Origin of the sequence: Capnocytophaga periodontitidis (genome assembly GCF_016126015.1) — a bacterium.
GTDB classification, from domain to species: Bacteria; Bacteroidota; Bacteroidia; order Flavobacteriales; family Flavobacteriaceae; genus Capnocytophaga; species Capnocytophaga periodontitidis.
In genome coordinates this window covers 301,998-314,563 of record NZ_JAEFDB010000003.1, presented here as the reverse complement: position 1 = coordinate 314,563, position 12,566 = coordinate 301,998, and the positions used below count along the sequence as shown (strand labels likewise).

The 12,566-nt window shown below is 36.8% G+C and carries 11 protein-coding genes and 1 pseudogene; 7 read left to right on the top strand and 5 right to left on the bottom strand.

The window, feature by feature from the left end; translation table 11 throughout:
• The first annotated feature begins 156 nt into the window (after positions 1-156).
• The 3 genes from I7X29_RS07675 to I7X29_RS07665 are packed head-to-tail and all read left to right on the top strand — an operon-like array spanning position 157 to position 2,443.
• A complete protein-coding gene (locus tag I7X29_RS07675) occupies positions 157-1,227 on the top strand; it encodes a zinc metalloprotease (RefSeq protein ID WP_198473741.1) in 1,071 nt (356 codons plus the stop codon).
• Positions 1,228-1,238: 11 nt separating this feature from the next.
• Positions 1,239-2,072 carry a hypothetical protein gene (locus I7X29_RS07670; protein ID WP_198473739.1) on the top strand — a complete coding sequence of 278 codons (834 nt, stop codon included), beginning with the start codon at positions 1,239-1,241 and terminating at the stop codon, positions 2,070-2,072.
• A gap of 17 nt (positions 2,073-2,089) precedes the next feature.
• Positions 2,090-2,443, top strand: coding sequence for a DUF4280 domain-containing protein (locus I7X29_RS07665; RefSeq protein WP_198473737.1), 354 nt, complete (start codon positions 2,090-2,092; stop codon positions 2,441-2,443).
• 107 nt (positions 2,444-2,550) lie between these two features.
• Here the strand turns inward: I7X29_RS07665 and I7X29_RS15740 are convergent.
• From I7X29_RS15740 to I7X29_RS07650, 3 genes and pseudogenes are all read right to left on the bottom strand, one after another.
• Positions 2,551-3,063: pseudogene (locus tag I7X29_RS15740) on the bottom strand (transposase); the annotation flags it as partial.
• Between the two features lie 78 nt (positions 3,064-3,141).
• The gene (locus tag I7X29_RS07655; protein ID WP_198473733.1) at positions 3,142-3,879 is read right to left on the bottom strand and encodes a LytR/AlgR family response regulator transcription factor; all 738 of its coding nucleotides are present in this window, start codon (positions 3,877-3,879) and stop codon (positions 3,142-3,144) included.
• Positions 3,880-3,884: 5 nt separating this feature from the next.
• Entirely contained in the window at positions 3,885-5,744 is a 1,860-nt protein-coding gene (locus tag I7X29_RS07650; protein ID WP_198473731.1) for a histidine kinase, read from the bottom strand.
• Positions 5,745-6,012: 268 nt separating this feature from the next.
• Between I7X29_RS07650 and I7X29_RS07645 the strand changes: the two genes are divergently transcribed.
• Positions 6,013-6,756, top strand: coding sequence for a murein L,D-transpeptidase catalytic domain family protein (locus I7X29_RS07645; RefSeq protein WP_198473729.1), 744 nt, complete (start codon positions 6,013-6,015; stop codon positions 6,754-6,756).
• A 112-nt stretch (positions 6,757-6,868) separates the two neighbouring features.
• On the opposite strand, the gene hemA is transcribed toward I7X29_RS07645, so the two are convergent.
• Positions 6,869-8,119, bottom strand: a complete 1,251-nt coding sequence (hemA, locus tag I7X29_RS07640; RefSeq protein ID WP_198473727.1) for a glutamyl-tRNA reductase — start codon at positions 8,117-8,119, stop codon at positions 6,869-6,871.
• Positions 8,120-8,270: 151 nt separating this feature from the next.
• A complete protein-coding gene (locus I7X29_RS07635) occupies positions 8,271-9,185 on the bottom strand; it encodes a dimethylarginine dimethylaminohydrolase family protein (RefSeq protein ID WP_088594908.1) in 915 nt (304 codons plus the stop codon).
• Between the two features lie 193 nt (positions 9,186-9,378).
• On the opposite strand from I7X29_RS07635, the gene I7X29_RS07630 reads away from it, so the two are divergent.
• The 3 genes from I7X29_RS07630 (at position 9,379) to I7X29_RS07620 (ending at position 12,532) form a co-directional block, all read left to right on the top strand.
• Complete coding sequence (locus I7X29_RS07630) at positions 9,379-10,725, top strand: cytochrome ubiquinol oxidase subunit I (protein WP_198473725.1); 1,347 nt, start codon at positions 9,379-9,381, stop codon at positions 10,723-10,725.
• A gap of 12 nt (positions 10,726-10,737) precedes the next feature.
• Positions 10,738-11,772: a cytochrome d ubiquinol oxidase subunit II gene (gene cydB, locus I7X29_RS07625; protein ID WP_198466257.1), complete on the top strand. Its 1,035-nt coding sequence runs from the start codon at positions 10,738-10,740 to the stop codon at positions 11,770-11,772.
• Between the two features lie 118 nt (positions 11,773-11,890).
• Entirely contained in the window at positions 11,891-12,532 is a 642-nt protein-coding gene (locus I7X29_RS07620; RefSeq protein WP_034555601.1) for a LolA family protein, read from the top strand.
• Positions 12,533-12,566: the final 34 nt, after the last annotated feature.

The window sequence follows — 12,566 nt, the reverse complement described above, 5'->3', positions numbered from 1 at the left end:
ATGAGAGATAAGTATTTTCCATTTAAAAATGAGTTAGCATATAAAGATATCATATCAAGTGGATAGTCAACAAAAGAAGATGAGCACGGCAAGAGGAGAGATTTAACAAAAGATGAAGCTTACTCTCAACTAAGAGGTGAGTACGAACATCATCCTATGCAAATTGATGGTATAGATGAAAATGAGTACTTTGCTCCTTACCTTACTCTTTTTTCAAAAACTTTTGTTGATACATTAGGGATAGCACCATTTGCACGTCCTAAATATGAAGCTACATTACAATTAATAGTGGGAATTGAAAGAGAGTTAGAAAGTTTTTATATTGAATGTACTAATCCTGAAAGAATTAATATAAGAACAGAGGGGCTAACAGATAAAAACACGACTTCACTCAAAAAAGGAGGAACAATTACGATAACTTGTAATCAAGATTTAGATAAAAATGAAGAAATATGTATTTATGCCTACCCTAAGGGAACTCATAATAGAGAAGAAGCTAAATTAGCAGGAAAGCTCATTATTCTAAAAAATGATCGTAGTACTCGAAAAGAGAAGAAAATTGTATTAGTAAAAATAGAGACAGATATTGATAAAAATGGGAAAAATGAAAGAGAGGATTTCTCTCTGGAGGAAAAAACAATGCTTTATAATGCTCTACATCAAGCATTAATTATACCCATAGTAGAATATACTACACTTAATTTATCATCTAATTCTGAATTTCAGATAGGTGGTGATTTCATTGCAGATGGAAAAATACAAATGACTAGTCCTACAATAAGAGAGAGAGTTTATAATCGGTTACAAGAACTGTTTTTTCAACAGAATGCGAGATATAGAGATAATTACTTTACTATATTTAAGTTTGGTGTAGAGTCAAATAAAGATGGATTATTAGGAGAAACACAAGATATAAAAACTGAAAATGTTATTATATTTACTTTACCTCGTGGAAATGAAGATTACACTTTAGCCCACGAAACCTTACACGGACTAGGACTTTATCACACACACAGAGAAGTTAAGTTTGTGAAAATAGATGGGTATGAGACAAAACTAATGATGCATGATGAAGTTATTATACCATATGATCGTAGTAATAAAAAATATATCTATTTCTATGGTTCTACAACCAATATAATGAGTTATGGCACACTTAATAAATTTACTACTTGGCATTGGCAATGGCTGATTATAAATCCAAATCTACGAACGTTTAATCTTTAATTTACAAATAAATGAATAAGATAGTATTAATCATAATGTTATTTATTTCAAACCATCTAATAAGTCAAATAACCATGAAAGAATTTGTACAAAAAACAGAATACAAAGATTGGGAGACAGAACCAAGTTATTCCAATACAGAAGAAGATTGGTACTTTAAAAAAGATAATAAAAGAGTACGCATTTCAAAATTTAGTGATACTTTTCAAATAGAGGAGACAAATACGCTAACTCCTTGGGAATGTTTTTGGTCTTATAGTAGAAAAACAGAAATTTTAGTACTAAAAGGGCAAAGCTTTTATAATATCCCAACTGGGAAATGGGTGTATTATGATGAAATGGGAAGAATAAAGAAAGAAATTGATTATGATAAATCATATAAATTTTCAATAAAAGAACTTATTGAAAAAATAAAAAAAGAATATGACATTGATATAGAAGGAGAAATTAATAGCCCTATTGTAGGTTTAGAAACTGACAATGAGGGGAATAAATATTTTTCTATTTCTTTTGACCCTAAAGGATTAGTAAACATATATGGAGAAAGAACCTATATACTTGTAGATGTCAATACAGGAAAAACTCTTTTCAAAACGAGCTATTTCAAAAGAAATGATGGAGAAAAACCTCCCTTTTATCGTTATTTAGAGATGAAAAAAGGTAACACAACCTCCCTCTTCATAGAAGAAACCACTCAGCCTAAAGAGTTAGGTGTACCCTATAAACAAGGCGGCTATTACCCTGCTGGCACTTACCGCCTTTATAACGATAGGGCTTTCACTAAAAAAGAGTGGGAACTATATGTAAAAACACGCCCTTGGTGGGAAAGGTTATTTCTAAGTTAATTTAAAACTTAATCATTATGCCACAAATCATCACTGATACTGCAGAACTCAGTTGCAATCAAGGTACAGCAACGAGTAAACTCACTGTTACAAGTCAAGATTTTGTAACTATTGAGGGTAAAGCTATGGCTACAGAGGAGGACAAGCAAGCGAATTCCAATATACAGCCTTTTAAGCAATGCAAACTAAAACCTTCTTCTGGTGGTTATTTACCTTGTGTGCCTGCTCCTATTCAATGGGAAGATGCAGCAGAGAAAGACACTATCAACGGGCAAAAAATACTTACAGAAAACTCCTATTGTATGTGCTCAGTAGGTGGTAAAATCACCATAAAAGACAAAGGGCACAACGAAAATCACAATGCAGAATGACCTAATCGCTACAACTTCAGAGTGCGGTGTTTTGCGCTCCCTTTCACACAAGTAGTTTTGAGCAGCCTAAAAGGTTTTCAGCTGCTCAAAACACAACTTGCTACCATAATGATTAGATGTAACTTAAATCCATAGAACCAGCCTAAAGAACATTGTTCTTTTTGGGCAAATCCTTTGAATACTTTATGTTGTTTTTCACGTTTGATATGACAAAATCTTATGGGGGTAGAATCAATATACGAAATGACAGTACATTTTCCTAAACAAAACATTTTCAAGAATATAGCTAATTTTACAACTACTTTCTTTTGCAATTCAACGAATCGATTGTAGGATACAGTTTGTGGGAATTCACTTTTCATATGCTTCTTTATGTGATTGATATAGTAATGTTTTAAATCTCTATAATGACCTGAATGAAAGAGAATTAGAATAGTCATAACCTCACTATCAGATAAAGTTGATTTACGATTTCTCTGTTTTAAGTCAGTATTTTGCACAAGGCTATGGTCAGAGACTATTTTTTCAAAATTCTTGTCAAATTCGTCTATTATAAAGAAAATTTCCGTAACTTTGTGTCTATGATAACATAGGGATAGTCTTTTAGTTAAACTTTTGATTTTCAAACTACAAAGTTACTAAAACTATCCCTTTTTTGCAAATAAAAAATAACTTTTCTTACGTCGAACTCACATTAATTAGTTTTTCAACAAAAATTCTTGTACGTATTCGCGTTTGCGGTCGGATACGGGGAGCGTATGACCGGTAGTAAGTTCTAAGAGTCCATCTTTGTAGTACTTCTTTATATAGGTGCTATTCACTAAATACGACTGGTGGCAACGCACAAATTGAGTTTCGGGCAACAGCGATTCGTATTCTTTTAGCACTTTACTCACTACTATTTGCTGTTTATCGGCAAGGTAGAAGGTAGTATAACCTTTATCACTTTGGCAATACACAATATCTTGTACGGGCACTATTTGTATGCAATCAGCTGTTTTGAGTGCGAGTTTGGTCACTTCTTTCTTTTCGGTGTAATACTGCATTGCCAATTGCATTTGATGTTGATTGAACTTATATTGCTCTTGTTTTTGGTAACAGCGCAATAGGGTATCGTTTAAAGTAGTTTTGTCTATGGGTTTTAGCAGATAGGCAAAAGCGCCTAAATTTAGGGCTTCCATAGCAAACTGATTGAAGGCGGTGATAAAGATAATCTGCAAACTATCAGTTTTTATCCGTGAAAAAAGTGTAAAACTATTGCCATCGGCAAGCTGAATATCCGAAAGGATGAGCTCGGGTTGCAAAACAGGAATCTCTTTTTCAGCTTTAACAATTTCGGAAGCATAGCCTACAATTTGCACAAACGGAAGTGCCTCAACTAAGGAGATGAGGTACTTTAAAATATTAGTTTCGTCTTCTAAAATATAAACTTTCATATCAGTTAAGAGGGTATTACTGGGATTACAATTATTACTCGGTATCCCATTTCGGGAGGGGACAAGGGAGCAGCATCAAAATAAGCATTGCCTTTTTGTTGGGTGTTAAACAAAAGGTCTAAACGCTCTTGGGTAATCAGTTTAGAAAGCGATTTTTTATGAGGGTTAGATACCCCTTTGCCATTGCCATTATCAATAAGGATAAGATGCAGTTTGTTATCTTTTTCTTCTATAGTGAGTGTGAGTATTCCTTGGTAGTTGATATTTTTAAAGCCGTGTTCAATAGCATTTTCTACAAAAGGCTGAATGAGCATAGGAGGGAGCAAGTAGGCTTCGGTATCCAAATCGGTTTCCACGTGAAAAGTAAAACGGTTCTCATATCGCATTTGCTGAAGTTTTACATAAATTTCAATGGCTTCTATTTCCTCTTGTAAGGTGATAGTCTCTTCGCGGTTTAACTCCAATTGTTTTCTAATAAATTGAGAGAAAGCTACGAGATAACTATTGGCGCGTTCAGTTTGCTGGTCGCCGATAAGTCCTTGCAGGTTAGCGATTGCGTTGTATATAAAATGCGGATTTAGTTGTAATTGTCGGGTTTGTTGCTCCAAGAGCAATTGTTTGTTTTCAGCTTGGAGTTGTTTGTTTTTAGCTTTCAACAGCCTACGGTTGTAAAATAGGTAGAACAACACTAAAATTATCCCCAGAAAGAATACAATAGCTATAATAAGGAACTTCTGTTGAGAAATTCTCTTTTCACTCAGCTCATTATCCATTTTCAGTGCTTTGATTTGCAGGTCTTTTTTCTCGGTTTGGAACTGAGTGAGCAATTCGTTGTTTTTATCGGCTTGTATGGATTTTTCGCGAGCTGCAAATAGGGTGAGTACAGTATCGAGTGCGTAGTAAGCATTGCGGTAATCACCTTTCTTTCTGTATGCCTCGTTGAGAGCGCGGTAGTAATTGAAACTGTTTGCGGGGTCGGCACCGATAGCGCGATTCATTGCAATTGCCTCGCGCGAGTAGTAGATAGCCGAATCGTACTGTTTGTTTTGCAGAAAGGTACGCGACATATTGAGAAGCAACTGAGGGGAAAGGTTATGGCGTTTTTTTGCCACTTGAAAACTCTGTTGCATTATCGCCAGCGACTGTGCGTTTTTGCCTGTGAGTTTGTAGTATTCGGCTTCAAACTGACGCAAGCGATTGAGGGCTTCGGGCTCGTTCATTTTTTTGGCTAAAGGAGCTGCTAATGCGTAGTATTTTTCAAAATCATTGATGTTTTTCTCGCTGAGGGCAATCATACAACAGATATCGTAATACCGTTGTCGCACGCGGGGGTGCTGCTTGTAAGGGTGGTGGTCTATATACTGTTGTACGTATTTTTTGCTTTCGGTATAGTTACCAAAACTCAGTGCATTTAGGTAAGCATACTTAGCTAACTCGTCGTATAATCTGTATACATTCCTGCAATGATGTTGTTCTGCTATTTGAGTTTGTTGCAAGAGTGCTTTTACTGTTTGGTGAGGCGCTAACGATTTGTACTCGTTTTTTGCCTGCAAGCTTTCCACAAAGTGCAAAACTGCCAATTCGTATTGATTATCTTTCAGTTGTACTGCATTTAAAGCATAAGCAATACTATCTTTTTTCTTTTCGGCTTTTAGCAAGCGTTCTTTGGTAAGCCAATAAGCAGGAGAGTTACCCCGCTGCTGAGATGAAAATGTTTCAGCTATAAATTGTTTGATTGTAGTGGGTTGTTGGTTTTCTTTCACCGTATCAAGCGACATTATAAAGCGCACTGTTTCAGCATCTGCTTTTTGGGCTAAAGCAGTGCTAAAACAAAAGAAGAAAAGAGCGATAAGCAGTATGCGCATAAAGTTGTTATTTTCAATCAGAAAGCAAAAGTAGTAATAATTTGCCAATTTACCAATTTGCTAATTTGCTAATTAGATTGGTATAATTCTTGCATCGTAGAGACAACTTCCTCTTATAAATGCTTGTAAAACCTACCACAAACCAGCTTACAACGTTAAATAATTGTTAAAATTGTGTGTAAATATACACAATATGAGAAAAATGTACTACTTTTGCGCCCAGCAATGATTTCTTAGTATTATTTAAAAAAACACCCTTAACAACACTATGAACAAAAAGTACTTTTTTTTATTTCTTATCTTTGTTTTGAGTACATTTTTGTACTTTGCTAAAGCACAAACATACCTAAGTAAAGAACGCCAATTAGCTTTAAAGAAAGCAGAACTAAACATCAAGGATTTATACAGCGAGCTCAACGCTGCCCAATATGATCTCAGTTTTGAAGCTTTTCGCTATGCTTATATAGGCTATCAATCACTTAAAAAACAACACCGCTTAAACGATAAAGAACTCTTCTCGATTATTGATTTCACTAAAGATTGTAATTCTAAACGCTTTTATACTATCGATTTAGAAAAAATGAAAATTGTGTACTACACTTATGTAGCACACGGCAAAAAAAGCGGAGAACGCTTGGCTACTTCTTTTTCTGATGTAGAGGAATCTAACAAAAGTAGCATTGGTTTTTATATCACTGGAGAAACTTATGAAGGTAGCAACGGTTATAGCCTAATGCTCTACGGTGATGAAAAAGGTTACAACAGCAATTTAGCAAAACGCGCTGTAGTAATTCACACTGCCGATTATGCTAACGAAAGCTATATCGCTCGCAACGGACGTATGGGTAGAAGTTTGGGTTGCCCTGTGTTGCCTCCTAACATCTACAAGCAAGTAATTAACACCATTAAAGATAAAACAATGATTTTTGCTTACTACAACGACGCTAAATACTTAAAAACTTCTAAATACTTAAATGTTTTAAAACTTATAGAAGACGACTCAGTGTTCTAAAAATTTAAAGATGAATTTTGAAAAAACATTTGAACCTAAAAAGAGAGGCTACCTAAATATAGGTAGCCTCTCTTGTTTATAATTCGCTATTATGTATATTTTCAATATTATATTAAGCACTCACTTCTAATTGGAAGACTTCTTGTAACCAAGTGATACTTTCGTCGATAGACGATGTGTCCTTTAGGTGATTTACAAACTGAGTGGTAATTTTTTGAATAATGCGATTGCTAATGAGTTCAGCTTGTTCCTCGTTGAAATCGCTAATCTTCTTGCGATGAAAGTCCATTTCAGCATTTTTAAGACTTTCGAGTTTGGTTTTCAACGCTTTGATAGTAGGTGCAAATTTGCGATTGTCTACCCATTGAAAAAACTCTCCTTTTACCTCTTCTATAATTGCCAAAGCTTGTGGAATAGCTTCTTTACGGCGTTCTAAGGCTTCATCTTTGCGTTTAGAAAGTTCATCCATATGCAAAAGGGTTACATTAGGAAGTTGCGCAACCTCTTCCGCTACATTTTTAGGAATAGAAAGGTCTAAAATGAGGATAGGTTTATTGGGGTTGATAAATTTTTTGTGTACAGTAGGGGTAGCTGCTCCTGTAGCAACTACAAGTACATCAGCTTTGCTAATTTCGGTTTGCAAATCGGCAAAATCTCTCACTACTACATTAAATTTTCCTGCTACCTGCTCAGCTTTTTCACGTGTGCGGTTGATAAGGGTAATATGCTTGTTTTGAGTATGTTTAATAAGATTTTCGCAAGTGTTTCGCCCTATCTTACCTACTCCAAAGAGGAGAATATTTTTTTGTGATACCTCAGGCACATTTTGCATAATGTACTGTACCGCTGTGAACGACACTGAAGCTGCCCCCGAAGATAAGGCTGTTTCATTTTTAATGCGTTTGCTGGCATTGATCACACAGTTCATCAACCGCTCTAAGAAAGCATTTGCCAATCCTTTGTCTCGTGAGAGCGCAAAGGCTTGTTTCATCTGCCCTATAATTTCAAAATCACCTAATATTTGGCTATCTAAACCTGTACCCACTCTAAAAAGGTGTTCTACTGCTTCTTTGTTTTTGTTTACATAGCCTACTTTTTGGAAATCGTCTACCGAGCCTTTGGCATATTTACATAATAATTGAATGAGTTGAAAGGGGTGTTCGGCATATCCATAGAGTTCTGTGCGGTTACAAGTAGAAATAAGTAAAAACTCCTCAAAGCCTTCTTCTTTAGCTTGAGTGAGTAATTGGTCTTTATTTTCAGGGGTAAGACTAAACATCCCACGTATAGTTGCATCTGCTTTTTGATAACTAAGCCCAATGCAGTAGAAAGATTTGTTCTTAGATATAGAATGTTGTGTCATAGCTTGTTAGTGATTGATACTACTGATAGTTGTGTTTTGCAGGGGCAAAAATAAGAAGTTCGCTGTAAATAACACAAGATACAGCGAACTTTTATCATTAAAATACCTAAATATATAAGCAGTCTAAATAATTAGCTAATTTGCCAATTTGCTAATTTCGGTAAAGAGGTAGTGTAGAGCATCGCAACAATCCTTCTTGTTTGGCAATTTCGGCATAAGGGATTTCTTCAACAGTGAAGCCTTGTGAGCGCAACCATTGGTTTAGGCGGGTGAAATTCTTTTCGGAAACTACCACTTCTGGACTGATAGAGAATATATTACTGCACATATTGTACATTTCTTCGCGCTCTATATGGAAGAGGTTTTCCTTGCCAAAGAGGTCTACTAAATACTGATAATCAGCCTCACTTCGGAAGCCTCCTTTGTAAATAATCCCTTTGTTCTTACCTACGGGTTGGAAGCAGCAATCAAGGTGAAGAGCATTATCGCGTGCTTCAGTTTTTGATTTCAGCAAATCGAACTCTTTTACTTTTTTATGAGGGAAGAGCTGTTGAATAAAGGCTACACCAGCCATATTGGTACGAGCAGTTACTTGTTCTTTATAGTCAGCGCCTTTATAAGTACCAATGAAAATATGGTCGTTCCAAGGCATTACATCGCCCCCTTCAATATGTACATCGGCGGGAGGTGTAATCACTTTTTCAGGAGGCATTTGAGCGACAATGTACTCAATCGCCTGAAATTCATCTTGCCTATCAGGCAAAATATTCGCTTTGATAAAAGTATCTTCAATCACAAAACCAATATCTCGGGTAAATATTTGGTTGCAATCGGTGATAATTTTGGGACGATATACTTTTACATTGTATTTTTCAAGTACTGCACTGAAAGCGTCCATTTCAGCTACCATATCCTTTTCTATAGGGTAAGTACCTGCTTTGATGTGCTCTGCCGACTTAGGGTCGTAGGCTTCTTCGAGTTTAGGAGTAGGTCCATTGCTGGTAGCCGTGCCTAAAATTACGGCTTCTAACCTATTGGTTTCGTTGGTGATGTGTAATTTTATCATACTGATATTGTCTTGTTTTGGGCAAAGATACAAATAATTTATCAATTTGCAAATTTCGTAATTTACTAATTTGCAAATTCACTAATTTAATTAGACACAATATAAATTAAAGTCATTTCTTTTACTTTTCTTTGGGAATTTCAATCACTTAGCGTATTTTTGTCGCATATTTTACTAATTAAATTACTCACGCATGGAAACAGAAATTTTAGCACGGGTGCAGTTTGCACTCACAATTGCGTTCCATTACATCTATCCGCCTTTAAGTATAGGGCTTGGACTGCTAATGGTTGTCTTTAAAGGCATCTACTTGCGCACTGGTAAAAAAGAATACGACAGGCTCGCCCGCTTCTGGACGCGCATCTTCTCACTTACCTTTGGCTTAGGAGTCGCTACAGGAATTGTGATGGAATTTGAATTTGGCACTAACTGGGCTACCTATTCGCGCTATGTAGGTGATATTTTTGGTAGTGCCTTGGCTGCTGAAGGTGTTTTTGCCTTCGCCCTTGAAAGTACCTGTCTTGGTATTGTACTTTTCGGCTGGAACAAAGTGAAACCTAAATGGCATTTCTTGGCTACCCTTGGGGTGTTCTTAGGCTCTATGTGTTCTGCTATTTGGATTGTGATTGCCAACAGCTGGCAACAAACCCCCGCAGGTTATGTAATTGCAGGTGAAGGTTTGCAAGCTAAAGCTGTCATTACCGATTTTTGGGCGATGGTGTTCAACCCCTCAAGCGTAGACCGTATATGGCACGTGTGGCAAGGAGCTTTCTTGGCTGGTATCTTCTTGGTATTGAGCGTTCACGCTTGGTATTTACTCAAAGGTCGCCACGTTGAAATCTCTAAAAAAGCCTTTAAAGTAACCCTTATCATTGCTACTGTTGTGTGCTTGTTGCAATTGGTTTCAGGACACAGCTCAGCTGATGGTGTAGCTAAAAACCAGCCCGAGAAATTAGCCGCTATGGAAGGGCACTTCAAAACAGGGCCTGGTGATGCTTACATTATTGGTTGGGTAGATAAGAAAAATGAAGAAACTCACGGGTTGAGTATTCCTAAAGGGCTTTCGTATATGGTGCATTTTGACGGCGATGCTCCTGTAACAGGTCTTGACCAATATCCTGTGGAAGACCGCCCTGGGCAGGTGAACGCTGTATTCCAATTCTATCATATAATGGTAGCTATTGGTATGTTCCTCATCGCACTCACCCTCTATGCTTCTTTCCTATTATGGAGAGGCAAATTGTATAACAAACGCTGGCTTTTACATATTTTTGTATGGAGTGTATTGTTGCCACAAATAGGCAATCAAGTAGGTTGGTTTGCAGCCGAAATGGGTCGCCAGCCTTGGATAGTGTACAAACTCTTGCGCACCAGCGATGCGTTATCTAAATCGGTGTCGGCGAACCAAATACTCTTCGCAATTATCTTATTTACCGTTATTTATATCATCCTCTTCGCTCTATTCATCTACTTGATGAACAAGAAAATTGTTCACGGTATTGATGAACACGAAACTCAAGAACAATTACAAACAGCATAACATTATACAGATATGGAAACATTTTTAGGAATCGACTACCCTACGTGGTGGTTCATCATTATAGGATTTTTGATTACAGGCTATGCTATTTTAGACGGCTTCGACTTCGGCGCTGGAGCGTGGCATTTGTGTTTCGACAAGAAAAAAGAACGCCGCGTAGCTCTGAATGCCATAGGTCCTGTATGGGACGGTAATGAGGCGTGGTTAGTAATTGGAGGAGCTGGTATTTTCGCTGGTTTCCCACTAATGTATGCCGAATTGTTTTCGGCTATGAATACGCCTTTTATGCTATTTCTCACTTTTATTATCTTTAGAGCAGTAGCCATTGAAGTACGTGGCAAAGAGGACAGCGACCGTTGGCGCAATACTTGGGATACTGTGTATAGCGTGTGCAGCATTGTATTACCCGTACTCTTAGGCGTGGTGATTGCCAACGTATTACAAGGATTACCGTTAAACGAGAACTTTCAGTACACCGGAGGAGCGCTCTTTACTTTCCTTACTCCTTATGCACTGCTTGTAGGTGTAATGACTTTGTTGCTCTTTATGGTACACGGAGGTTTGTATTTACTCATCAAAACTCACGGTGATATGCACCACCGCATCGAGAAACGCATCAATTATGCTTATCTCGCTTTTGTGGTAGTGTTCACAGCTGTAGCGATTTACAGTATGCTCACACCGCATTTAGCTGAGAACATCGCCAATAGTACCGCGCTAAAGGTATTCCCTACCCTATTGCTCCTCAGCATCTTGAGCATAGCATTCTTTATGAAGAAAAAGGACTATAAAAAGGCTTTTGTAGGCACAATACTCACCATCGCTTTCTTTATGGTAGTAGCCGCACTCAACTTGCACCCTACTTTCTTGAGAACTACTTTAGAAACAGGCAATAGTATCACGGTTTACAACGCTGCTGCTTCTCAAAAATCATTAGAGATTATGCTCACTATCACAGCGATAGGCGCACCTCTATTGCTTATCTACACTTATTTTGCTTACAAAGTATTCTGGGGCAAAGTAGAGATTGACGAAAATAGTTATTAATTAACAATTGATAAAACAATCAACAAAAGCCAAATAGCAAAAAGGCTATTTGGCTTTTACTTTGATTGGCACGAAAATTGCTTGTAATCTTGAACTAAAATCATTAAAAACACTGAAAATGAAAAGAATACTATTGGTTATTATCGCTCTGTGCAGCGTAACCATACAAGCCCAACAGGTTGATAAAGCTAAAAAACTATTAGATGAAGTATATGCTAAAATGGTGGCTTACAACAATATCTATATAGATTTTAAATACAACCTCGATAATATTGCTGAAAATATCAATCAGGAAACTAAAGGTAATGTAACTATTGCCAAAGATAAGTATGTATTAAACTATTTAGGAGCTACTAAAATGTACGACGGCAGTAAAACTTATACTATTGTTCCTGAAAACGAAGAAATTACCATAGAAAAAAAAGCCTCCGACGACAGTACCATTACCCCTTCTAAAATGCTTACCTTCTACAAAAAAGGCTATAAGTACAAATGGGATATACAACAAAATGTACGTGGTCGCAAAATTCAATACGTAGAATTGAAACCTCAAAAAGCTAATAGCGAGGTAAAACAAATCCTATTAGGTATTGATATTCAAACCAAACACATCTACAACCTTATTGAAATAGGCAAAAACGGCACAAGAACAACTATTACAGTAAATACTTTCAAAACCAATCAGCCGTTATCAGCTAATATTTTCAAGTTTGACCGCGAAAAATATAAAAAAGACGGTTACACTATCACCGAAATGTAGTTAGTCGTTAGTTCGTTAGTCGTCAGCTTTAGTT